Annotated in this window: 21 protein-coding genes; 11 read left to right on the top strand and 10 right to left on the bottom strand. The window is 73.3% G+C overall.

Annotated elements, in window-relative coordinates; all coding sequences use genetic code 11:
• Nucleotides 1-111: 111 nt before the first annotated feature.
• The gene (locus ACH4UM_RS20080; RefSeq protein WP_398180817.1) at nt 112-1,380 is read right to left on the bottom strand and encodes a zf-HC2 domain-containing protein; all 1,269 of its coding nucleotides are present in this window, start codon (nt 1,378-1,380) and stop codon (nt 112-114) included.
• On the bottom strand, nt 1,377-1,958 hold the full coding sequence (locus tag ACH4UM_RS20075; RefSeq protein ID WP_398180814.1) for a sigma-70 family RNA polymerase sigma factor: 582 nt from the start codon (nt 1,956-1,958) through the stop codon (nt 1,377-1,379). The genes ACH4UM_RS20080 and ACH4UM_RS20075 overlap by 4 nt, the downstream gene beginning before the upstream one ends.
• A 356-nt stretch (nt 1,959-2,314) precedes the next feature.
• On the opposite strand from ACH4UM_RS20075, the gene ACH4UM_RS20070 reads away from it, so the two are divergent.
• Nucleotides 2,315-2,683 carry an STAS domain-containing protein gene (locus ACH4UM_RS20070; protein WP_398180811.1) on the top strand — a complete coding sequence of 123 codons (369 nt, stop codon included), beginning with the start codon at nt 2,315-2,317 and terminating at the stop codon, nt 2,681-2,683.
• A 39-nt stretch (nt 2,684-2,722) separates the two neighbouring features.
• Here the strand turns inward: ACH4UM_RS20070 and ACH4UM_RS20065 are convergent, their stop codons facing one another.
• Nucleotides 2,723-2,980 (bottom strand): hypothetical protein, encoded by a 258-nt coding sequence (locus tag ACH4UM_RS20065; RefSeq protein WP_398180808.1) that lies wholly within the window; start codon nt 2,978-2,980, stop codon nt 2,723-2,725.
• Nucleotides 2,981-3,100: 120 nt separating this feature from the next.
• On the opposite strand from ACH4UM_RS20065, the gene ACH4UM_RS20060 reads away from it, so the two are divergent.
• The gene (locus ACH4UM_RS20060) at nt 3,101-3,613 is read left to right on the top strand and encodes an EF-hand domain-containing protein (protein WP_398180805.1); all 513 of its coding nucleotides are present in this window, start codon (nt 3,101-3,103) and stop codon (nt 3,611-3,613) included.
• Between the two features lie 3 nt (nt 3,614-3,616).
• Here ACH4UM_RS20060 and ACH4UM_RS20055 read toward each other — a convergent pair whose 3' ends face one another.
• A complete protein-coding gene (locus tag ACH4UM_RS20055) occupies nt 3,617-5,131 on the bottom strand; it encodes a class I adenylate-forming enzyme family protein (protein WP_398180803.1) in 1,515 nt (504 codons plus the stop codon).
• Nucleotides 5,132-5,263: 132 nt separating this feature from the next.
• Here ACH4UM_RS20055 and ACH4UM_RS20050 point away from each other — a divergent pair, with 132 nt between their 5' ends.
• The 4 genes from ACH4UM_RS20050 to ACH4UM_RS20035 all read left to right on the top strand — a co-directional run bounded on the left by ACH4UM_RS20050 (nt 5,264) and on the right by ACH4UM_RS20035 (nt 9,888).
• Nucleotides 5,264-6,496 (top strand): amidohydrolase family protein, encoded by a 1,233-nt coding sequence (locus ACH4UM_RS20050; protein WP_398181397.1) that lies wholly within the window; start codon nt 5,264-5,266, stop codon nt 6,494-6,496.
• Between the two features lie 8 nt (nt 6,497-6,504).
• Complete coding sequence (locus ACH4UM_RS20045; RefSeq protein WP_398180800.1) at nt 6,505-7,665, top strand: acyl-CoA dehydrogenase; 1,161 nt, start codon at nt 6,505-6,507, stop codon at nt 7,663-7,665.
• A 6-nt stretch (nt 7,666-7,671) separates the two neighbouring features.
• Nucleotides 7,672-8,913 (top strand): acyl-CoA dehydrogenase family protein, encoded by a 1,242-nt coding sequence (locus ACH4UM_RS20040; protein WP_398180797.1) that lies wholly within the window; start codon nt 7,672-7,674, stop codon nt 8,911-8,913.
• A 510-nt stretch (nt 8,914-9,423) separates the two neighbouring features.
• The gene (locus tag ACH4UM_RS20035; RefSeq protein WP_398181394.1) at nt 9,424-9,888 is read left to right on the top strand and encodes an ATP-binding protein; all 465 of its coding nucleotides are present in this window, start codon (nt 9,424-9,426) and stop codon (nt 9,886-9,888) included.
• A 394-nt stretch (nt 9,889-10,282) separates the two neighbouring features.
• Here the strand turns inward: ACH4UM_RS20035 and ACH4UM_RS20030 are convergent, their stop codons facing one another.
• Nucleotides 10,283-11,209, bottom strand: a complete 927-nt coding sequence (locus ACH4UM_RS20030) for a cyclase family protein (RefSeq protein WP_398180794.1) — start codon at nt 11,207-11,209, stop codon at nt 10,283-10,285.
• Between the two features lie 86 nt (nt 11,210-11,295).
• Here ACH4UM_RS20030 and ACH4UM_RS20025 point away from each other — a divergent pair, with 86 nt between their 5' ends.
• The 4 genes from ACH4UM_RS20025 to ACH4UM_RS20010 all read left to right on the top strand — a co-directional run bounded on the left by ACH4UM_RS20025 (nt 11,296) and on the right by ACH4UM_RS20010 (nt 15,144).
• Nucleotides 11,296-12,225 carry an SDR family NAD(P)-dependent oxidoreductase gene (locus tag ACH4UM_RS20025; RefSeq protein ID WP_398180791.1) on the top strand — a complete coding sequence of 310 codons (930 nt, stop codon included), beginning with the start codon at nt 11,296-11,298 and terminating at the stop codon, nt 12,223-12,225.
• Nucleotides 12,226-12,274: 49 nt separating this feature from the next.
• Complete coding sequence (locus tag ACH4UM_RS20020) at nt 12,275-13,462, top strand: acyl-CoA dehydrogenase family protein (protein ID WP_398180789.1); 1,188 nt, start codon at nt 12,275-12,277, stop codon at nt 13,460-13,462.
• A gap of 23 nt (nt 13,463-13,485) precedes the next feature.
• A complete protein-coding gene (locus ACH4UM_RS20015) occupies nt 13,486-14,535 on the top strand; it encodes a Zn-dependent alcohol dehydrogenase (protein ID WP_398180786.1) in 1,050 nt (349 codons plus the stop codon).
• A gap of 84 nt (nt 14,536-14,619) precedes the next feature.
• Complete coding sequence (locus ACH4UM_RS20010; RefSeq protein WP_398180783.1) at nt 14,620-15,144, top strand: MepB family protein; 525 nt, start codon at nt 14,620-14,622, stop codon at nt 15,142-15,144.
• 392 nt (nt 15,145-15,536) lie between these two features.
• On the opposite strand, the gene ACH4UM_RS20005 is transcribed toward ACH4UM_RS20010, so the two are convergent.
• Nucleotides 15,537-16,355: a serine hydrolase gene (locus ACH4UM_RS20005; RefSeq protein ID WP_398180780.1), complete on the bottom strand. Its 819-nt coding sequence runs from the start codon at nt 16,353-16,355 to the stop codon at nt 15,537-15,539.
• Nucleotides 16,356-16,373: 18 nt separating this feature from the next.
• Nucleotides 16,374-17,489 (bottom strand): GlxA family transcriptional regulator, encoded by a 1,116-nt coding sequence (locus ACH4UM_RS20000; protein ID WP_398180778.1) that lies wholly within the window; start codon nt 17,487-17,489, stop codon nt 16,374-16,376.
• A 71-nt stretch (nt 17,490-17,560) separates the two neighbouring features.
• Between ACH4UM_RS20000 and ACH4UM_RS19995 the strand changes: the two genes are divergently transcribed.
• The gene (locus tag ACH4UM_RS19995) at nt 17,561-18,880 is read left to right on the top strand and encodes an MFS transporter (protein WP_398180775.1); all 1,320 of its coding nucleotides are present in this window, start codon (nt 17,561-17,563) and stop codon (nt 18,878-18,880) included.
• Here ACH4UM_RS19995 and ACH4UM_RS19990 read toward each other — a convergent pair.
• From ACH4UM_RS19990 to ACH4UM_RS19980, 3 genes are read right to left on the bottom strand one after another with little or no spacing between them, the layout of a single operon-like run.
• Nucleotides 18,877-19,515: a flavin reductase family protein gene (locus ACH4UM_RS19990; protein WP_398181391.1), complete on the bottom strand. Its 639-nt coding sequence runs from the start codon at nt 19,513-19,515 to the stop codon at nt 18,877-18,879. The genes ACH4UM_RS19995 and ACH4UM_RS19990 overlap by 4 nt on opposite strands.
• Nucleotides 19,516-19,556: 41 nt before the next feature.
• Complete coding sequence (locus ACH4UM_RS19985) at nt 19,557-20,354, bottom strand: enoyl-CoA hydratase/isomerase family protein (protein ID WP_398180772.1); 798 nt, start codon at nt 20,352-20,354, stop codon at nt 19,557-19,559.
• Nucleotides 20,351-22,591: an acetate--CoA ligase family protein gene (locus ACH4UM_RS19980; RefSeq protein ID WP_398180769.1), complete on the bottom strand. Its 2,241-nt coding sequence runs from the start codon at nt 22,589-22,591 to the stop codon at nt 20,351-20,353. The genes ACH4UM_RS19985 and ACH4UM_RS19980 overlap by 4 nt, the downstream gene beginning before the upstream one ends.
• Nucleotides 22,592-22,619 lie beyond the last annotated feature (28 nt).

Here is a 22,619-nt window from a genome sequence, read left to right as displayed (position 1 = left end):
GTACATCCGCAGTACGCGGGCGATGCTCCGCCCTGCGATGCACCGCACCGGACGCCGCGAGCTTTCCGGCAAACCTTTCCGGCCACAGCACTAGGGGGTACGGCCCCGGCGTCACATACGGCTCAGCGACGCCGCCGCGTACAGCACGTCCCTGATCGCCTCACGGTCGCCCAGCTGGCCGGCCGCGGCCTCCTGCGGGGCGACGTGCCCGGCGGCCAGCCGGCAGAACTCCACGCCGTCCAGCGCCACATGGGCCACCTCGTGGTCCGTGGAGCCCACCGCCCCGGGTGCGTCGAGCGGGATCAGCCACTCGCCCCCGCCGAGCCCCTCGATCTCCAGCCGCAGACTGCGCCCGGGCTCGCCCGCGGCCACCAGGTGCCGGGAGCGGGCCGGCGCGGCGAGCCCGGCCTGCCGCCGGGCTGCCAGCACGCCCGGCAGCATCCGTGCCGCGAGGTCGATCATCCGGTGCAGGTGCCCCGGGGCCGGCGGCTCGTAGGGGTAGTCCACCGCCCCCGCGATGTCCTCCGCATGCACCCAGCACTCGAAGGCCCGGTCCAGCATGGCGTCGCACAGCGGCAGTTCGAAGTCGCCGTAGTGCACGTTCGGCCCGCCCCGGGCGCCGCTCGTGAAGGACACCGTCCGTACGAGGGCGTGCGTCTGCTCCCGCCAGGGCGCCCGCACGGAGCGGGTCGGCGGGAAGTGCGAGGCGCTCCAGTACGCCTCGGTGCGCGCCGCGGGTGTCGGTTCCTCGGCGCCGGGGTCACCGAGCGGGTCGTCGAGCCCGAGCGCGACCGCGACCAGTCCGTCGACACTCATCAGGTGCGCGATGACCCCGGCGACGGTCGTACGACGGCTCGCCGCGCCGTCGTCCTCGAACCACCGCAGCCGCACCGGGGCGTGCCACTCGGAGTCCCCTATGTCCTGCAGCAGCGCGTCCAGGCGCGCCGTCTCGGCGTCGTACGGGGCCGCCCACTCGGGCACCGGGATCTGCGGCGCCCGCCGCTCCAGGCAGCCCTGGAGGACCCGGGTGCGCAGCCCCGGATCCAGGTCCAGGCTCTCCGGCGGGTGCAGCAGGCCGACCGCCTCCCGCAGCCGGCGCGCCTCGTCCGCGCAGGTGCCGCAGGTGCCGAGGTGCTCCTCGACGGCGGCGGTCTCCGCCGGTGAACAGGCGGCCAGCGCCCATGCCCCGAGGAGCGACTTCAGGACGTCGTGCTCCAGCACGAGTCCGGGCTGCTGCTTCAGCTCGGCCAACTCCTCCGGTCTCGGCAGCGGCTGTCCGGTGTCCTCCACGGACGTGCGGGGCATCGGTATGCGCGGCGGGTGCTTGCCGTGTCCGTCGTACCCGCCGTCCTCACCGAACGGCCCGGGGCCCCGGCTCATGCCGCACCCCCGATTCCGGGCGGAGCGTCCGGCGCTCCGGCGTCGTGGGCGGTGGACAGCAGCTGAAGGCCGAGGCGGAGCCGGCGGCGGGCCTCGTCCTCGGTGACGCCGAGGTCGACGGCGGTCTGGCGGTAGTCGCGGCGCTGGAAGTAGGCCAGTTCGAGGGCGGCGCGCAGCGGGGCGGGCATGGAGTGGACGATGTAGTCGGCGCGGGCGGCCACCGAGGCGCGGCGCACCCTGAGCTCCAGCTCCTCCGGGGAGCCCTCGCCGGCGCGGGCCAGGGCGGCGGTCTCGGTGGTGCGCAGCCGCTGCACGGCGAGGCGGTGGGTCAGCCCGGCCACCCAGGAGCGCAGGGGGCCCTGTCCGGGGTCGTAGGCGTCGGGGTGCTCCCAGACGTGGGCGAAGACCTCCCGGGTGATGCCGTCGGCGGCCTGTTCGTCGCCGAGGACGCGGTGGGCGAGGCCGTGCACGAGCGAGGCGAACCGGTCGTAGAGCTCACCGAGGGCGGCCGCCTCTCCGCGTGCGAGCCGCTGCTGCATCCTGCGGTCCCAGCGGGGCGGTGCGTCCTTCTTCGCCATGCGGCCCCCTCCACGCCCGGCCATCTCACCTCGAATGTAGTCGGCACGTCAGACAGCGCACGCCCCTTTGTGGCAATGTGCGCCCCCTGAAGAGCCGCAGGTGGTAAGGGACACGCGGGTCGATTTGTCCTCTGTTGGGCAACTTGTTCCCGCAGTCTCGTCCGCACCTTCTCTTTCGTATCAACTCCGATCGAACACGATCGAAGGTGACCGAAACAAGCCCCTTGGTGAACGGTATTGGTTTGTCGCTCGGCGTTTGGGGGAACGGCCGCTGGGCAGCCGCGCGGAAACAAGCGTAGGAACTGCTTCCGTTTTCGAGTGGTTCCGGGGAAGTTCCGGTGAGCGGAGGGCGGGCCGTGGCGTTCAAGGTGACCGGCGACGAACAGGGCGGGTGGAGCGTGCTCTCGGTCGCGGGCGAACTGGATCTGGTGACCTCGCCGGTGCTGCGCCAGCGGGTGCACGAGGCGGTGGCCGACGGCCGCCACCATCTCGTCCTGGACCTCTCGGGGGTCTTCTTCTGCGACTCCAGCGGCGTCGGCGTCCTCATCGCCGCCCGCCGGCTGATCCGCTCCTGCCAGGGCCGGCTGCGGCTGATCCTCCCGGCCCGCGGTGCGGTCGACGGCTCGCACGTCAACCGCGTGCTCGGCGCCCTCGGCGTCCGCCGCCTCTTCGACGTCTACCCGGACCTTCCGGCGGCGCTGGACGAGGAACCGCTGTCCGCCTGAGAACCCGGTGCCCGCGACGGCGGCCGGGGCGCGCGGGCGTCAGTCCGGCCTGCCCTTCGCGGCGGTGACGAACCCGGTCGCCGTCGTCCGTGTGACGTCACGCACCGCGTCGAACTCCTCCCGCCCGTCCGCCCTGTGCACCCGGTCGATCCGCCACCGGGCCCGCCGCCCCTGCTCCACGCACGTCTGGTCGGGCGTGGGCATCTGCACCCGGAACAGCGCCTCCCGCGCCAGGGCCTCGGGGCGCAGGACTCCGGCCGGGCCGCCATGCCCCCCTCCGGTGGGCCGCCGTGCCACACGGTTGTCCGCGAATTCCCCCGGTCTTGGCACAACCGTCGTTTTCCCGTCCCCCGAGGGGGCTTCACGTCGTACGCTCCCTGCCAGACGTACCCCACACGTAAGGCGGCCCGAAAAGACATGGTCAGCAGCGAGTACGAGCGCAGGATCGGGGCCCGGTTCGCCACCTTCGACCAGGACGGCAACGGCTACATCGACCGTGAGGACTTCAGCATGGCGGCCAAGGCGCTGCTCGCGGAGTTCGGCACCACCGCCCGCTCCGACAAGGGCCAGGCCCTGTACGCCGGCGCGGAGGCGTTCTGGCAGGGCATGGCCGGGATCGCGGACCGCGACGGCGACCAGCGCATCACCCGCGAGGAGTTCGTGACCGGCGCGGTCAAGCGCCTGCGCGACAACCCCGAGCGGTTCGCCGAGATCGCCCGCCCCTTCCTGCACGCCGCCCTGGCCGTCGCGGACACCGACGGCGACGGGGCCGCCACCGTCGAGGACACCGTGCGCGTGCTCAGGGTGCTCGGCGTGCCCGAGGAGATCGCCGGGGCGACCGCCGCCGCGCTCGACACCGACGCGGACGGCATGGTCGGCGAGCCCGAGATCGTGCCCGCCTTCGCGCGGTACTTCACCGTCCCCGAGTAGCGCTCACCGCGGCGTGCCCGCATAGCGCTCGCGCAGCTCGTACTTCAGCACCTTGCGCAGCGTCTCGCCCCGCGGAAGGGCGTCCACCAGCTCCAGCTGCTCCGGCAGCTTGTGCACCGACAGCCCTTCCGCGCGCAGATACGAGGTCACCGCCTCCAGGGTCAACCGCCCGGCCCCCGGCGGCTGCTCGACCACCGCGCACACCAGCTCCCCGCGCTCGGCGTCCGGGAGCCCGATCACGGCGACGTCCCCGACCGCCGGGTGCCGGTGCAGCAGGTCCTCTATCTCCTTGGCCGAGATGTTCTCGCCCTTGCGGATGATGACGTCCTTAAGGCGGCCGGTGAGCACCAGGTGCCCGCTGCCGGTCAGGTGCCCCAGGTCGCCGGTGCGCAGGAACCCCTCCCCGTCGAAGGCCTCCGCCGTCTGCGCCGGGTCCAGATAGCCCCGGCAGACGGCCTCCCCGCGCAGCCGCACCTCCCCGTCCACGATCCGTATCTCCATGCCCGCCGGCGGCCGCCCCTCCGTGGCCGCCAGGTTCTCCTCGGTGTCGTCCGGGTCTCCCATGGTGATCATCGGCACCTCGGTCATGCCGTACCCGTGGGTCAGCTGCACGCCCATCTCGCGGCGGACGGCGTGATAGATCTCCGGCGGCTTGGGTGCCCCGCCGCCCGCGAGCAGCCGGAGCGAGGGGATGACCTTCCGGCCGGGCTGTTTGCGCTGCTCGGCCAGGAACATCGAGTAGAACGCCGTGGAGCCGCCCGCCACCGTCACCCCGTGCCTGCGGTACTCCGCCAGCGCCTCAGGCAGGGCGAACTGCTCGAACAGCACCGCCGGGAAGCCGTACAGCAGCAGCATCACCGTGTAGTCGGGCCCGGCGATATGGGCGTAGGGAAAGGCCATCGAGCCCACGTCGTGGGAGGTCAGCCGCAGCGCGTGCGCGAGGCAGGAGCCGCCCGCGATCAGTGAACGGTCCGTGTGCAGCACGCCCTTGGGCGCGGAGGTCGTGCCCGAGGTCCAGTAGATCCAGCGCACTGAGGCCCCCTCGGCGGGAGGCGGGGGCAGCACGGCGGGGTCGCCCTCGGGCAGGCCGGCGTCGCCGGACGCCTCGAAGATCCCCCTCGCGCCCAGCCGCCGTGCCATCGCCGTGTGGTCGAAGCCGCGCCACCGGCCCGGCACCGCGAAGAATTCCGCCTTCGACTCCCGCAGCGCGAAGCCGACCTCGCGTTCCCGGTAGAAGGGGATGACCGGCGTCTGCACGGCGCCGAGACGGGCCAGCGCGAAGGACAGCAGCGCCGTCTCGATCCGGGTGGGCAGCTGCCAGGCGACGACCGTGCCCGGGCGTACGCCCATGCCGTACAGGCCCGCGGCCACCCGCTCGGCCCGGTCGCGCAGCTCGCCGAAGGTCAGCAGGCCGTCCTCCTGCAGCAGGACGGGACGGTCGGGGGTGAGCCCGGCGCGGCGGCCCACCAGCTCCCAGAGCGTTTGCGCGGCACCCAGGGCGTGTGCGGTCTCGGTCACGGCGGCCCCCAAGTCCTTTCGCGAGCTGACGGTACGTCAGATATGGCGGAGAGCGTAGGGCCTGTCGCCTTGTCGGTCCAGGGGTGCGGGGCTACCCTGCCGGTGACCCGCAAAACTGACGGTCCATCAGATATGCGGCGCCCGGCCCGGTGGAGGGGACCCATGACGAGCGCGACCGAACTGCCCCGCATCATCAGCGTCGACGACCACGTGATCGAGCCCGCGCACCTGTTCGAGACCTGGCTGCCGGAGAAGTACCGCGAGCGCGGACCGCGGCCGCTCACCGCCGGGATCGGCGAACTCGCCTACGTCGGAGGCAAGTACCAGATCACGATGGACCCGGACGGCCCGCCCACCGACTGGTGGATCTACGAGGACCTGAAGTTCCCGTACAAGCGCAACATCGCGGCCGTGGGCTTCGACCGCGACGAGATGACCCTGGAAGGCATCACCCGCGCCGAGATGCGGCCCGGCTGCTGGGACCCGGCCGAGCGGCTCAAGGACATGGACCTCAACCACGTCGAGGCCAGCCTCTGCTTCCCGACCTTCCCGCGCTTTTGCGGGCAGACCTTCGCCGAGGCGCACGACAAGGAGGTCGCGCTGGCCTGCGTGCACGCCTACAACGACTGGATGGTCGAGGAGTGGTGCGGCGACAGCGGCGGCCGGCTGATCCCGCTGTGCCTGATCCCGCTGTGGGACGTCGAACTCGCGGTGGCCGAGATCCGGCGCAACGCGGCCCGCGGGGTGCGCGCGGTGACCTTCTCGGAGATCCCCACCCACCTGGGCCTGCCCTCCATCCACTCCGGCTACTGGGACCCCTTCTTCGCGGTCTGCCAGGAGACCGGCACGGTCGTCAACATGCACATCGGGTCCAGCTCCCAGATGCCGGCCGCCTCCCCGGACGCCCCGCCGGCCGTCCAGGCCTCGCTCAGCTTCAACAACGCGATGGCCTCGATGATGGACTTCCTCTTCAGCGGGGTGCTGGTGCGGTTCCCACGGCTGACGCTGGCCTACTCCGAGGGGCAGATGGGCTGGATCCCCTACGCCCTGGAGCGCGCCGATGACGTCTGGCAGGAGCACCGCGCCTGGGGCGGGGTCAGGGACCTGATTCCCGAGCCGCCCTCGGCGTACTACTACCGGCAGATCTTCTGCTGCTTCTTCCGCGACCGGCACGGGGTGGCGTCCCTGGACGTCGTCGGCCGGGACAACGCCACCTTCGAGACCGACTACCCGCACGTCGACTCGACCTTCCCGCACACCAGGGAGGTCGCCCTGGAGCATGTGAAGGGCCTCGACGAGGAGACGGTGTACAAGCTGATGCGGGGCAACGCCATCCGCATGCTGGGCCTGGACCTGGACAAGTAGCCCGGCCCATGGACCTCTCGTACACCCCCGAGGAGGAGGAGTTCCGGGCCCGGCTGCGCGAGTGGCTCGCCAAGGTGCTGCCGGCCCTGCCGCCCAGACCGTCCCCCGACGACTGGCCGGGGCGCCGTGCCTACGACCTCGGCTGGCAGCGGATGCTGTACGACGCCGGATACGCCGGGCTGCACTGGCCCGTGGACGCCGGCGGCCGGGGCGCCACCCCCACCCAGCACCTGATCTTCCTGGAGGAGACGGAGCGGGCGGGCGCGCCCTATGTGGGGGCGGGCTTCGTCGGGCTGCTGCACGCGGGGCCGACTATCGCGGCCGAGGGCACGGAGCGGCAGCGGGCACGCTGGCTGCCGCCGATCCTGCGCGGCGAGGAGGTGTGGTGCCAGGGCTTCAGCGAACCGGGAGCCGGCTCCGACCTCGCGTCGTTGCGCACACGCGCGTGGCGGGACGGCGACGACTACGTGGTGAGCGGGTCCAAGATCTGGACGTCCCACGCCGAGGTCGCCGACTGGTGCGAGCTGCTGGTGCGCACCGACGCGGACGCGCCCAGGCACCGGGGCATCACCTGGCTCGCGATGCCCATGGACGCGCCGGGCATCACCGTACGGCCGCTGCGGACGCTCGCCGGGTCCGCGGAGTTCGCCGAGGTGTTCCTCGACGAGGTGCGGGTGCCGGCCGCCCACCGGGTCGGGGACGAGAACGACGGCTGGCGCGTGACCATGGTGACGCTCTCCTTCGAGCGCGGCACGGCCTTCGCCGGCGAGGTGGTGGCGTGCCGCCGTGTGCTCGGCGAACTGGCCCGTGAGGCGCGGCGCAACGGCCGCTGGGACGACCCGGTGCTGCGTCGGCGGCTGGGCCGGCTGAACGCCGAGTTCCGGGCGCTGTGGCGGCTGACGCAGTGGAACGTGGGTGCGGCCGAGAGCGCGGGCGGTCGCGGGGTGCCGGGGGCCGCTGGTTCGGTCTTCAAGCTGCGGTACTCGCACGCGCGGCAGGAGTTGTACGACACGGCGGCCGACGTCGTGGGTGCGGCGGCCCTCGACCTCGACGGGCCGTGGGTGCTCGACCGGCTGTCCGCCCTGTCGTACACGATCGCGGCCGGCACCTCGCAGATCCAGCGCAACATCGTGGCCCAGCGGATCCTGGGGCTGCCGAAGGGGCGGTGACATACGGTGCGCTTCCAACTGACGGACGACCAGAAGGCGTTGCGGGACGGCGTTCGGGGGCTGCTGGCACGGCGCTTCGGGCCCGCCCGGCTGCGGGCGGCCGCGGCGGCGCCGGGGGTGCTGGACCGGGTGCTGTGGCGGGAGCTGGGAGCGGCCGGGTTCTTCGCGCTGCGGTTGCCGGAGGCGGAGGGCGGCGTGGGACTCGGGCTGCCGGAGGCGGTGCTGGTGTTCGAGGAGGCGGGCCGGGCGCTGCTGCCGGGGCCGCTGGTGGCCACCCATCTGGCCGCGGGGGCGGTGGCGGGGGCGGCCGAGGGGGAAACGGTCGTGGCCGCCGTGGACGGCGGTGTCGTGGAGTGGCTGGCTCAGGCGGACGTCGTACACGGACGGGCCGCGGGCGCCGTACCGATGCGTTCCCTGGACCCCCTCACCCCACTGCACCGGGTGCCGGCCGCGGAGGGGGCCGGCGGCGGGAGGCCCGGGCCGGAAGGGTGCGGGCAAAGGCCCGGGCTCCGGGAGCGGTTCGGGGAAGCGGGGGAGCGGTCGGGACGGGCCGGGGAAGGGCTCGGGCAGAGGCCCGGGCGCACCGGGGCGGCCGGGGTGAGGTCCGGGGAGAGGCCCGGGCGCACCGGGGCGGCCGGGGAGAGGCCCGAACGGCCCGGGGCGGCCGGGGAGCGGTTCGGGCCGGTCGGGGAGGAGCCCGGACAGGCCGGGCTGGTGGCCGGAGAGGCGGGGAATGCCTTGGAGGCCGATGAGTCCGGGGTGAGGCCCGGGGGCGCCGGGGCGGCCCGGGTGCGGCCCGGGGCGGCCGCGAGGGGCACCGGCGGGCTCGGTCCCGTCGCCGTGCTTCTCAGCGCGGCCGAGCAGCTCGGGACGGCCGCGCGGGTGTGCGAGCTGGCCGTGCAACACGCCCGGGCGCGCGAGCAGTTCGGACGGCCCATCGGCGCCTTCCAGGCGGTGCAGCATCTGTGCGCGGACATGCTCGTACGAACCGAGACGGCCCGCGCCGCGGTGTACGCGGCGGCCGTCACCGGCGACCCCGTGGACATCGCCGCGGCCCGGCTGCTCGCCGACGAGGCCGCCGTGCGCGGCGCCCGCGACTGCCTCCAGGTGCACGGCGGCATGGGCTTCACCTGGGAGTCCGAGGTGCATCTGCATCTCAAGCGCACATGGGTGCGGGCCCATCGCGGGGGTGGCGTCACACAGAGTGAGGAGCTGCTCGCGGGTGATCTGGTGGCCGGGACGGGCTGAGGGCCTCCCTGGACTGCGGTGACCCGGGCCAGGCGGAGAGGGATGTCACGGATCGTGGCAGTCACCGATCACGGAGCGTAGATGTCGGCTCCGACGCGGGGCGTGACTCGTCACGTCCCGGAGTCGCCGTCCGGCTCGGGTACCTTGTGTGCAATGCGAGTGGTTCCGAACACGATCCATCCCGGCGCCGCCCCTGGGGCGGCGCCGGATTCGGCGGTGTGCGCCGCTGCTCGCGAGGTCGGGCGGCCTTCGCTGCCCGCCTGTTCGACTCCCTGCGACGAGCGTCGCACAGTATGCCGCACGGGTACTCCTTCGCGCGGGAATATGCCCGAAGCGCTTGTTGCGGTGACGGTACGTCAACCATGCTGTCTGGCAAGGGAGTCACGTTCCGTGACCCTTGCTCTGGCCGTTGTTCTGGCCATGCAGAAAATGGCTACGATCGTGGCCCTCGTGTGGCGCGAGGCTATGTGTCCGCCGGTTCGGATGGTGTGAGCGGTGCAGGTGCTTCAAGTGCAGCTGGAGATCCGGCCCGACCCCGCGGAGGTGGGGCGAGCCCGGAGATGGGCCCGCTCGCGGCTCGCCGGGTCGGGGATAGAGGCCGACGAGCCGCTCGCCGAGACATTGATCCTGCTCGTCTCCGAACTGGTCACCAACGCCGTGGTGCACACCGGCTGTCCGGCCGTGCTGCGGCTCTCCCTCCCCGGGCTGCCGGCCGAGGCGGCCACCGTGCGCCTGGAGGTGGCCGACGCCAGCACCCGCGCCCCCGTGCCCCGTTGCGCGGGCGACGACGCGACGGGCGGCCGGGGCCTCGCCCTCGTCGACGGCCTTGCCGACCGCTGGGGCTGGAGCCGGGAGGGGGCGGGCAAGCGCATCTGGTGCGAACTGGACCGCTGTACGCCGTCCGGTGAGGCCGCGGGGACGACCTGCCGCGCGCAGACGCCGGCGTACGGGGGGTTCGCGTACGAGGCCGTGTAGCGGCAGGCCGGCCTCGGGTGTGGCCCCACTGCCCGCGCAGGGGTGGTGGCGCGGGGGCGGACATGTGCCCTCGGCCCGGTTCCGCGCGGCGGCCATGCGCCGGACGTGCTTCCGTGCGCGCCCGTTGCGAGCCGGACATATAGGGTAAATCGCCGTACGGCTGTTGACGCGCCGTGCTCGCTTGATCACCCTGGTGGGCAGCGATTCGCCGTGAGGGGACGACGAGGGCTCGGCTGCCGGGAGCCCTTGACGAGTGTGAGTCGTGAGGTCGGCGTCGACCGGTCCCTTCAGGGTCGAGGGGGGCGGGGCCGGTACGCCGGAGCCGGATGGCGGTGCGCGGTGCCGTGCTCGGGGCGGGCGACAGCGCGCCGCCACCCGGACTCGCCACGCTGCCCTAGAGGATGGCCACCGGAGCGACCGGTGTACCCGTCGCGCCCACGAACGGTTCGGGCATGGCGGAGAGCAGGAAGGCGTGGCGCCCGGCTTGTCCACAGGCTGTGGACAACTCTTCGAGATTCCAGTTCTGGCCCTGCGGCATGCCCATCTCCACCAGGTCCAGGGCGTGTACGGGCAGCCACAGGTCGTCGATCTCCGGCGGGAACACCTCGAAGGTGAGTGTGTCGTTGGCGACGGCCGCGACATCGCGCGCGTGGAACCACTCCGGGGTGCGCACGGACAGCCCCGGCGAGGGGTGGCCGTACGCGTGCCGGTCGCCCGCGAGATACACCTGCACCTGCCCGGTGCGCACCAGCACGATGTCCCCGGCGCGCACGCGCGTGCCGGCCAGTTCCTCGGCGGCGTCCAGGTCCTCGGGGGTGACCGCGTGGCCGCCGTCGAGCCGGTCGACGCCCCGCGCGCGTGCGACGTCGAGCAGCACCCCGCGCGAGACGATGTGCCGCGCCTTGTCGATGCCGGCGAACTCCGCGCCGCCGTGCGGGGTGACGGTGGCGGCCGGACGGCCGTTGTAGAGCCGGCCCGAGTGCGAGACATGGGCCAGCGCGTCCCAGTGGGTGGCCGCCTGCAGTCCCATGGTCACGGCGTCGTCGCTGCACGCGACCGTCCCCGGGCCGAAGATCTCCTGATTGATCTGCACCATCACGTGCAGCGGGTTGACGCGCCCCGGGATCACTCCGGTCTGCACCCCGTCCTGCCTCAGGGGCAGCGCGAGCGGCACGCGCCGCCCGGTCCGTACGCAGCCCGCCGCCTCCCGCACCACCTCGTCGGTGATCAGGTTGAGGGTCCCGATCTCGTCGTCGGCTCCCCAACGGCCCCAGTTGTTCACGCGCTTGGCGATGTCGTGGAACGCGTCCGGCAGTGACATCTCGGTCCTCCCCGGGGCTTGTGCCCGGCCGTCCGGCCGGACATAAAATCTAACGGACCGTCAGAAATCACGGGAAGGGGCCGGGCGTGGGGAACTTCTTGGCAGGCAGGGTCGTCGCCGTGACGGGCGCCGGCCGGGGCATCGGCCGGGCGGCCGCGCTCGCCGCGGCGGCCGAGGGCGCGCGCGTGGTCGTGGGCGACTACGGCGTGTCGGTCGACGGAGCGTCCCCGTCCAGTGAGGTCGCCGAGGCCGTGGTCAAGGAGATCGGGGCGGCGGGCGGGGAAGCGGTCGCCATCGCCGACGACGTCTCGACGATGGCGGGCGGGCAGCGCGTCGTCGACACGGCCCTGGCGTCGTACGGCCGCCTGGACGGCGTGGTGTGCGCGGCCGGGATCCTGCGCGAGAGGATGCTGTTCAACATGGCCGAGGAGGAGTGGGACCCGGTGATCGCCACCCACCTCAAGGGCACGTTCACGGTGTTCCGGGCCGCCTCGGCGGTGATGCGGCGGCAGCGCGCGGGCACACTGATCGGCTTCACCAGCGGCAACCACCAGGGCTCGGTGTCCCAGGCCAACTACAGCGCGGCCAAGGGCGGGATCATCTCCCTCGTCCGCAGCGCCGCGCTGGGCCTGCACAAGTACGGGGTGAGCGCCAACGCCGTTGCTCCGGTGGCCCGTACACGCATGTCGGCGGGCGTCCCCATGGAGCTGAAGGAGATCGGCGAACCGGAGGACGTGGCCGCCCTGGTGGTCTACCTCCTGTCGGACCGCGCGAGGGAGCAGCGGATCACCGGCCAGGTGTACACGATCGCCGGCCCCAAGATCGCGGTCTGGGCCCAGCCGAGGGAGCTCCGCGCGGCCTACGCGGACGGCACCTGGACCCCCGAACGCATCGCCGACTTCCTCCCGGGCACCGTGGGCTCGGACCCGATGCCGCTGCTGGAGCAGGTGGCGGCGATGGAGCGGGCGGCGAGGGACGGGGCACGTCCCAACACCGGTGGCGACGCCACCGGGTGAGCTTCGTCCCGCATGGCCGATGTCAGGTTCCGATCCCAGGGAGGCCGGTGTGCAGTTCGGGTTCACCGAGGAGGACGAGAGGTTCCGTGCCGAGGCCCGTGCCTGGCTCGGCGCACACGCCGACCACACCCGTGAGGACCGCCGGGCCTGGGAGCGCGCCCTGGGCGGGGCCGGCTGGATAGGACTCGGCTGGCCCGAATCCGGATACGGCAACCGCACCGCCACCCTCACCCAGCAGGTCGTCTGGGCCGAGGAGTACGCCCGCTCGGCCGCCCCGCCCCGCTGCGGCCACATCGGTGAGAACCTCCTCGCCCCCACCCTCCTCGCGCACGGCACCGCCGCGCAGAAGTCCCGTTTCCTCCCCCCGATCGCCACCGGCGAGGAACTGTGGTGCCAGGGCTACAGCGAGCCTGACGCCGGCTCCGACCTGGCCGGCGTGCGCACCACGGCCGTCCGCGACCCGGACGGCACCCACTACCGCGTCACCGGCCAGAAGATCTGGACCTCCCTCGCCCACGAGGCCGACTGGTGCTTCGTGCTGGCCAGAACGGACACCGGCGCCCGCCGCCACCACGGCCTGAGCTTCCTCCTGGTCCCCATGGACCAGCCCGGCCGCATCGAGGTCCGCCCCATCCGCCAGATGACGGGCACGAGCGACTTCAACGAGGTCTTCTTCGACGGTGCACGCGCGCGCGTGGAGCACGTCGTGGGCGGCGAGGGCGCCGGGTGGCGGGTCGCGATGAGCCTGCTCGGCTTCGAACGTGGCGTCTCCACCCTCGCCATGCAGATCGGTTTCGCCCAGGAACTGGGCAAGGTCGTGCGGACGGCCCTGGACACCGGCGCGGCGGACGACCCCGTCCTGCGCGACCTCCTGGTCCGGCAGTGGGCCGAGCTGCGCACGATGCGCTGGAACGCCCTGCGCACCCTGGGTGGCACGGGCCGCACGCGCCGCACGGGCGAGGCGGGCGCGGCGGGCGAGGCGGGCGCCCCCAGCGTGGCCAAGCTGCTCTGGGCCGGCTGGCACCAGCGGCTTGGCGAGCTGGCCATGCGGGTGCGCGGCGCGGCGGCGAGCGCGGGGCCGGCCGACTGGTCACCGGCCGCGCCCTACGAACTGGACGAGCTGCAGCACCTGTTCCTGTTCACCCGGGCCGAGACCGTCTACGGCGGCTCCGACCAGATCCAGCGCACCATCGTCGCCGAGCGCGTGCTCGGCCTGCCGAGGGAACCAAAGGGCTGAACCGAAGGGCTGGGGGCCGTGTGATGCGCGGTGTGGTGTTCGACGGCAAGCAGGTCCGGGTCGTGGACGATCTGACCGTACGGGACCCGGGGCCGGGCGAGGTGCTGGTCGCGGTCGCGGCGGCCGGGCTGTGCCACAGCGACCTGTCGGTGGTGGACGGGACCATACCGTTCCCTCGGCCGGTGGTGCTGGGCCACGAGGGCGCCGGGGTGGTGGAGGCGGTCGGCGCGGGCGTCACCCATGTGGCGCCCGGAGACCGGGTGGCGCTCTCCACTCTCGCCAACTGCGGCACGTGCGCCGACTGCGACCGCGGCCGGCCGACGATGTGCCGCCGGGCGATCGGGCGGCCCGGACAGCCGTTCACCCGGGACGGGCGGCCGGTGTACCAGTTCGCGTCCAACTCGGCCTTCGCCGAACGCACGGTGGTCAGGGCCGTGCAGGCGGTCCGCATCCCGGAGGACGTCCCGCCGGCCTCCGCCGCGCTGATCGGCTGCGCGGTGCTGACCGGGGTGGGCGCGGTGCTGAACCGGGCCCGGGTGGACCACGGGGACAGCGTGCTGGTCATCGGCACCGGCGGCATCGGCCTGAACGTCCTGCAGGGCGCGCGGATCGCGGGTGCGAGCAGGATCGTGGCGGTGGACGCCGACCCGGCCAAGGAGGCGGTGGCCCGGCAGTTCGGCGCCACGGACTTCCTGACCTCGACGGACGGCGTACGGGACGTCCTTCCCTCCGGCGCCGACCACGCCTTCGAGTGCGTCGGCCGGGTGGAGCTGATCCGGCAGGCGATCGACCTGCTGGACCGGCACGGCCAGGCCGTCCTCCTCGGTGTCCCCCCGGCCACGGCGGAGGCGTCCTTCCAGGTGTCCTCCCTCTACCTGGACAAGTCCGTCCTGGGCTGCCGCTACGGCTCCTCCCGCCCCCAGCGCGACATCGCCCTGTACGCCGGCCTGTACCGCACCGGCCGCCTCCTCCTGGACGAACTGGTCACGCGGACGTACGCCGTGGAGGACTTCGACGAGGCGCGGGCGGACGCGGAGGCCGGCCGGGTCGCGCGCGCGGTGCTGACCTTCTAGAGGCGAGTCATTCCGATGTGATCAGTGGTCGAGGGGTGTGAGGGGCCAAAGCCGTGCGCACGGGTGCGATGGCAGGATGACGGCATGGTTTCGAATCAGCCGTGGACGGGGGTTCACGGTGACCTGCTGGCGGCGAAGGCATTGGTGTACGACCCGAGCGGTTTCGTCTGCTCGCTGCCGGTGCCCGAAACGGAGAGTGCCGAGTACGCGGCTTGCGCGTTCACGCTCGACGACCGCTCGGTTCGGTTCCGCGTGGCCAAGACGACCCCGGCGAAGGTGGGCCAGTTCGTCACCGTGTGGCAGCGGTCCGAAGAGGGGCCGATCCGGCCCTTCGGCGCCGACGACGGAGTGGACCTCTTCGTGATCAGCAGCTGCGACGACGACGGCTTCGGACAGTTCGTGTTCCCGTGCGAGGTGTTGTGCGAGCGCAACATCGTCTCCTGTAACGGCTCCGGCGGGAAGCGCGGATTCCGCGTCTACCCGCCGTGGGTGACCACGATCAACCGGCAGGCCCGCAGCACGCAGGCGTGGCAGGTGAACTACTTCTTCAACCTCGGTCGGGACGGGCTTGCCGACCTGGCTCTCGCCCACGCCCTCTACCACCCATAGGTGCCCGCTGCGCGACGGCGTCCGGCGACCTGGAACAGCACGGCGGCCGGACCTTCGAGGGCGTTGCCGTCCGCATCGCCCAGCGCGTCCTCGCGCTGACCGCAGCGGTCCGGCAACAACCACAAGACCGGGCAACCCGCTGTTGTACAACGAGCCGCCGGAGGATGCGGTGCGCCGGGAGCTGATCGAAGAACTTGATCTCGGGGCCGTCCTGGAGGGGGCTGTGCACGCGCTGGAGACGGGACGGCCGTTGCATCTCCGGGACGGCGCACCCGTGATGTGACCGGCGACTGCGTTCCCAGGCCCAGGGAACGGGCCGTCACCAGGGCCTGCCGGGGCCCGTGGCGGCCGGACGTCAGCCGGAGGGGGCCCGGCCGGGGCAGCCGGGGACGTCAGCGTCCGGCTGCCGAGGACACCGCCGCCCGCGCCGTCCGCTGGACCAGGGAGACGCCCTTGCTCATGGAGGCGTTGCCGTCCGACAGGACCGCGACGAGGTAGGGGTGGCCGTCCACCATGATCCGTCCCACGCTGTTCACGTCCCAGAGACCGGACGTGTCCCGCTGCAGCCATCCGTTCTTCAGCGCCCACGGAGAGCCGGCGGCCGAGACGCCCCAGGCCTGCTCGTCCGCGACGTCGTTCATCAGCGCCCGGACGTAGGCCCGCGACTGCGCGTTCAGCGCCGTGGCGCCCGTCTTCGGCGTCCTGCCGGTGTCGAACACCGCGCGCAGCAGCCGTATCTGGTCGCTCGCCGTGGTCCGGGTCAGCCCCCACCTGGCGCCCGGGCCGCCCTTCGTGGCGGTCAGCCCCAGTCGCTTGTTCGCCGCCTCCAGGCCCGGCGCACGGCCGATCTGCCGCCACAGCGCGTTCGCCGCGGTGTTGTCGCTGTGCCGGATCATCGGGTCCGCGTAGGCGCGCTCCTGGGCGGTGAGCGACCGCTTCGCGTCCTGCGCCTGCAGCAGCACCGTCGCCAGGATGTCGACCTTGATGATGCTCGCGGTGTCGTAATGGACGTCGTCGCCGTAGACCGTGGGCTCGTGCCCGGTGCCGTTCAGGGCGAGTACCGCTGCCGTCACCCGGCTCTTGTCCTGGGCCTGGGCCGGGGCGGCGGCGCCCAGGCTGGCGGCCGAGAGCAGCACCGCGGCCGAGGTGAGGAGGACACCGGTCCGCGGGCGCGGCACGGCGCACAAACGTTTCTGCAGGGGGTGGCGCATGGGGTGAACATAAAGAAGTCACCCGTCCCGTTCGGTGACCGCCGTCACCAAAAGCCGGTTTTCATCCGGATTGTGAGAAGAGCCATAGGCGGACGAAGGGCGGTGGGCGAGCGGACCTGGAGGCGGGAACTGGACGGCGCTCCCCACCCGGAACGTCCGCCGGTAGGCGGTGGGCGTCACGCCGAGCGCCGTCTGCAGGTGCTGACGCATCGACTGCGCCGTGCCGAAGCCGGCGTCCCGGGCCACCTGGTCGACGGACAGGTCCGTGGACTCCAGCAGGTGCCGGGCCCGTTCCACCCGCTGCTGCGTCAGCCACTGCCCCGGACTGACCCCGACCTCCTCGCGGAAGCGCCGGGTGAAGGTCCGTACGGACATCGACTCCTGCTCGGCCATGCCGCGCAACTGGATCGGCTCGTGCAGCCGCCCCAGCGCCCACGCCCGCGCGGCGGCCGTGGTGGCCAGCTGGGGGTCCGGCACCGGCCGGTGGATGTACTGCGCCTGCCCGCCGTCGCGGTGCGGTGGTACGACGGTGCGGCGGGCCACCTCGTTGGCGACGGCGGTGCCGTGGTCGCGGCGCACCATGTGCAGGCACAGGTCGATCCCGGCCGCGACGCCCGCGGAGGTCAGCACGTCGCCGTCGTCGATGAAGAGCACGTCCGCGTCGACCCTGACCCGCGGGAACACCCGCTGGAAGCGGCCGGCGTCGATCCAGTGCGTGGTGGCGGGCCGCCCGTCCAGGTATCCGGCGGCGGCCAGTACGTACACACCCGTGCAGATCGAGGCGAGCCGGGTGCCGGGCCGGATGTGTGCGAGCGCGGCGGCCAGCTCCTCGGTGAGCACGCCCTCCTCGTAGACCGGGCCGAGCTCGTAGGACGCCGGGACGATCACGGTGTCGGCGGTGGCCAGGGCGTCCGGCCCGTGCGGGACGTGGACGGCGAAGTCGGCGTCCGTCTCGACCGGGCCCGGCGGCCGGACGGAACAGGTGACGACCTCGTACAGCGGCCGCCCCTGCGCGTCCCGGGGGCGGCCGAAGATCCGGTGCGGGATGCCCAGCTCGAAGGGGAGCAGCCCGTCGAGGGCGAGGACGACGACGCGATGCGGCCGGTGCTCCGGGCCGGTGCTCTCACCAGTCATGGCCCGATCCTAGCGAATGCTGTCCTTCGGGCCACTCGATGGAACCGGCCGCGCACCGGAAGCTCTATGACGTGACCCAGACAACCGAACCCGCAGTCGCCCTCGAGGAACGGCCGCCCCGGCGCCGGGCGCGCGTGCACCGCGCCTGGTTCGTCGCCGCCGTCACCTTCGTCACGATCATCGGCGCGGCCGCCTTCCGCTCGCTGCCCGGCCTGCTCATCGATCCGCTGCACCAGGAGTTCGGCTGGTCGCGCGGCACGATCGGCGCCGCCGTCTCGATCAACCTCGCGCTCTACGGGCTCACCGCGCCCTTCGCCGCCGCGCTGATGGACCGCTTCGGCATCCGCAAGGTGGTCGTCGTCGCGCTCACCGTGATCGCCGTCGGCTCGGGCCTGACCGTGTGGATGACCGCGGCCTGGCAGCTGTGGCTCTGCTGGGGCCTGCTGGTCGGCCTCGGGTCGGGCTCGATGGCGCTGGCCTTCGCCGCGACGGTCACCAACCGCTGGTTCACCGAGCGCCGCGGTCTGGTCAGCGGCATCCTCACCGCCGCCTCCGCCTCCGGCCAGCTGATCTTCCTGCCCGTCCTGTCCTGGACGGTCGAGTCGCACGGCTGGCGCCCGGCGGCGGTCACGGTGGCCCTGGCGGCCCTGGCCGTGGTCCCGTTCGTCTGGCTGCTGCTGCGCGACCATCCGGCGGACGTGGGCCTGAAGCCGTACGGGGCGATGGAGTTCGCGCCGAGGCCCGAGCCGGTGCCGGGGGCCGCGCGCCGGACCCTGACGGTGCTGTCATCGGCGGTGCGCACCGGCCCGTTCTGGCTGCTGGCCGGCACCTTCGCGATCTGTGGCGCCTCCACCAACGGCCTGATCCAGACCCATTTCGTGCCCGCCGCGCACGACCACGGCATGCCCGTCACGGCCGCGGCCTCGCTGCTCGCGGTCGTCGGCGTGTTCGACGTGGCCGGGACGATCGCCTCCGGCTGGTTCACCGACCGCTTCGAGCCGCGCCGCCTGCTTGCCGTGTACTACGCGCTGCGGGGCGTCTCGCTGCTCTTCCTGCCGATGCTGCTGGCGCCGAGCGTGCACCCGCCGATGATCTTCTTCATCGTCTTCTACGGTCTCGACTGGGTCGCCACCGTCCCGCCCACTCTCGCCCTGTGCCGGGAGCACTACGGCGACGACAGCGCGATCGTCTTCGGCTGGGTGCTCGCCTCCCACCAGGTGGGCGCGGCGCTGGTCGCCTACCTCGGAGGTCTCGCCCGGGACGTCTTCGGCTCCTACGACATGGTCTGGTACGCCTCCGGCGCCCTGTGCGCGGCGGCGGCCCTGATGGCGCTGGTGATCCGGCGCAGGCCGGCCGCCCGCACCGGCGGACTCGTGACCGAGTACAGCTAGGCCAGGGCTGGGCCGGGGCCGCTTCCTCTCTGGAGGAAGCGGCCCCGGTGGAACAGCAGGGGCGGCTCGTCGGTGCCGCTCGTGCCCAGGGCGTTCACCCGGCCCACCACGATCAGGTGGTCCCCGCCCGTGTGCACCGCGTGGATCGCACAGTCGATCCACGCGAGGGCGCCCGCGAGCCGTGGCGAGCCGGAGGCGGGTGCCGGCTCGTGGGCCACCCCCGCGAACTTGTCCGCGCCGCTGACCGCGAAGGCACGGCACAACTCGCCCTGCCCCGCGCCGAGCACGTTGACGCAGAAGACACCGGCGCGGGCGATGCGCGGCCACGTCGACGACGTACGGCCCACCATGAAGGCGACCAGCGGCGGGTCCAGGGAGAGCGAGCCGAAGGACTGGCAGGCGAAGCCGGCGGGGGAGTCCTCCCCCTCGGCGGCGGGTGCCGTCACCACGGTCACGCCGGTCGCGAAGCTGCCCAGGACCCGCCGGAACTCGCCCGGCTCCACCGGCGCCCGCTCGTCCTCGCGCACACACCGCAACTCCGGGCGCGGCAGCGGCTCCACGGGCCGTCCCGGGGACGAGGTCCGGGCCGACCCGAGGTAACGGACGGCCGCTTCCGCCATTCCTGCCTGTCCCATCATGTCCCCATTGAAGCTGACGTTACGTCAGATAGGAAGGGTCAGCGGCCCCGGAACCCGGGGCTGCGCCGCTCCACGAAGCTCCGCAGGCCCTCCTGGGCGTCCGCCGTCGTCATGTTGATCTCCTGCGCGGCGGCCTCGGCCGCGAAGGCGGTGGCGCGGTCGGCGTGCAGGGAGGCGTTGACGAGCTGCTTGGTCAGCGCCAGGGCGCGGGTCGGTCCGGCGGCCAGGCGCGCGGCCCAGTCGCGGGAGGCCCTGTCCAGCTCCCCGTCCGCAACGACCCGGTTGACCAGTCCCAGCCGCTCGGCGTCCGCCGCGGTGAGTGCGTCGCCGAAGAACATCAGCTCCTTCGCCCGCTGCGGTCCCACCAGCCGGGGCAGCAGGTACGCGCCCCCGCCGTCCGGTACGAGCCCGCGCCGCACGAACACCTCGATGAACCGGGCGGACTCGGCGGCGAGCACCAGGTCGCAGGCGAGCGCGAGATGGGCGCCGAGCCCGGCCGCGGTGCCGTTCACGGCGGCGAGCACCGGCTTCTCGCAGTCCAGTACGGCCGCGATCAGCCGCTGGGCGCCCAGGCGCAGCGTACGGGCGACGTCCCCGGACACCCGCTCGCCGGCCGCGGCGCCGCCCCGCAGGTCCGCACCGGCGCAGAACCCGCGCCCCGTCCCGGTGAGCACCACGGCCCGTACCTCCGGGTCGGCGGACGCCCGGGCCAGCAGGCCGATGATCCGCTCCCGCTGCTCGGGCGTGAGCGCGTTGAGGGCCTCGGGGCGATCCAGGGTGATGCGCGTGACGTGCTCGCACGTCTCGTGCCGTACCGGGATCTCCGCGGCCGTCACCGGCACACCGCCAGCGCGTCCAGCGCCACGGCTCCCTGTCCCCGGGGCAGCACCATCAGCGGGTTGATGTCGAGCTCGGCGAGCTGGTCGCCGAGTTCCAGCGCCATGCGCTGCACCCGCAGGACGACCTCGACCAGGGCGTCGGCGTCGGCCGGGGGGCGCCCCCGCACCCCGTCGAGCAGGGCCCGCCCGCGCAGCTCGGCGAGCATGGCGTGGGCCTGCTCCTCGCCGAACGGCGGCACCCGCACGGCCGCGTCCCGCAGCACCTCGACGAGCACACCCCCGAGCCCCACCGTCACGGTCGGCCCGAAGAGGTCGTCGTGGGTGACGCCGACGACCGTCTCCACGCCCCGCTCGACCATCTGGCACACCAGTACGCCGTCCAGCCCGACGCCCTCGTAGCGGGCGATGTCGGTCAGCTCCCGGTAGGCGTCCCGGACCTGGCTGGCCGAGGTCAGCCCGATCTTCACCAGCCCGAGCTCGGTCTTGTGCGCGATCTGCGCGCCCGACGCCTTCATCACCAGCGGGTAGCCCACCAGCCCCGCCGCGCGCACGGCCGCCGCCGCGCTGGTCACCAGTTGCTCGCGCGGCACCCGGATGCCGTACGCCCGCAGCAGCTGCTTCGCCGCGTGCTCGCTCAGCTGCTGCCCCGGCCGCATCAGCGCCTGCGCCTTGCGGAACGAGGGGGAGGGCGTGCGGGGCGCCTCGTCGAAGGGGGAGCGGTAGCCGCCGGCGAAGCGGTGGTGGCCGAGCCAGGCGCGGACGGCGGTGAGGCAGTTGCCCACGGTGCGGAAGGTGGCCACGCGCGAGGAGCCGAGCAGCACCTCGCGGTACGCCGCCTCGGTGCCGGCCGGCGATCCCCACACCACGCACACCAGCTTGTCCGTCTCCTCCGCCGCGTCCACCAGGTCCCGCACGAGCCTGTCGCTCAGCGGCGGGAACGGTCCGGTGACCGGGCAGATCAGTACCCCCACATCGGGATCGGCGAGGATCGCGTCGATGATCTTGCGGCCGCGCCAGTCGCCGACCGGGTGGCCGCCGTTGTCGACGGGGTTGGCGACGCTCAGGTACGGCGGTATCCACCGGTGCAGCTCGCTCTGACGGGCCGCGGACAGCACCGGCAGCCGCAGGCCGGCGCGGGCGGCGAGATCGGCGACGTGCGCGCCCGTGCCGCCCGAGATCGAGTAGACCACCACCCCCTCGGCGCGCGGGGCGCGGGCCCGGGCCAGCAGGGCCGCGGTGTCCTGGAGTTCGTCGAGCCCGTCGACGCGGATGACGCCGTACTGCCGCATCGCCGCGTCCACGACCTCGTCCGCGCCGGTCAGCTTGCCGGTGTGGGAGGCGGCGGTGCGGGCCCCGGCCTCGGTGCGGCCCACCTTGACCGCGACGACGGGCACCTTGCGCCGGGCGGCCCGGTCGGCGGCGAGCAGGAAGGAGCGGCCGTCCTTCAGCCCCTCGATGTAGGCGGCGATGGCGCCGACCTCGGGCCGCCCGGCGAAGTAGGAGATGAAGTCGGCGGTCTCCAGGTCGGCCTCGTTGCCGGTCGGGGCCCAGTGGGAGAGCCGGATGCCCAGTTCCTGGAGGGCGAAGACGGGCCGCCCCTGGTGCCCGGACTGGGTGATCAGGGCGATCGCGGGCCCTTCGAGGTCGTCCCGGAACTCCTCGAAGGCGTTGAGGTTGGTGTTCGGCCCGAGCAGCCGCATTCCGGAGCGCCGGACGGCGGCCGCGAGCCGGGCCTGCGCGAGGGCGCCCGCCTCGCCCGTCTCCGCGAATCCGGAGGCGAACGCGACCGCGAACCTCACCTTCGCCTCGGCCAGTTCCTCGACCACGGGCAGCGGGTCGGCGACCAGCAGCACGGCCAGATCCACCTGCTCGGGCAGGTCGGCGACCGAGGGGCAGCAGGGGATGCCAAAGACGGACGGGCGGCCGGGATGCACCGGGTGCAGCCGCGCCCCGACCCGCCCGGCCCAGGAGAGCAGCTGCCGGGTGATCCCCGTGTTGGGCCGGCCCTCGGCGTCCGAGGCGCCGATCACGGCGACGGACTCGGGCCGGAAGAACCGGTCCAGATCGGGGACGGCGGCGTGCAGCGGACGGCCGCTGACGTCCAGCGCGTCCACCTCGGCCGTCTCGTCCGCCCGGCCGTGGACGGTGGCCGGCCCGGACGGCCCCTGCTCACAGGCGAGGACCCGGGCCCGGCGGGAGTCGGTGGTGAGAGTGCCGTGGGTTGATCCAAGCATCGTCCGCCCGCTCCTGTCGTGACAGCAC

It is taken from the genome of Streptomyces sp. NPDC020801 (genome assembly GCF_044334385.1).
GTDB lineage: Bacteria > Actinomycetota > Actinomycetes > Streptomycetales > Streptomycetaceae > Streptomyces.
This window is presented reverse-complemented; position numbering and strand designations above follow the sequence as displayed.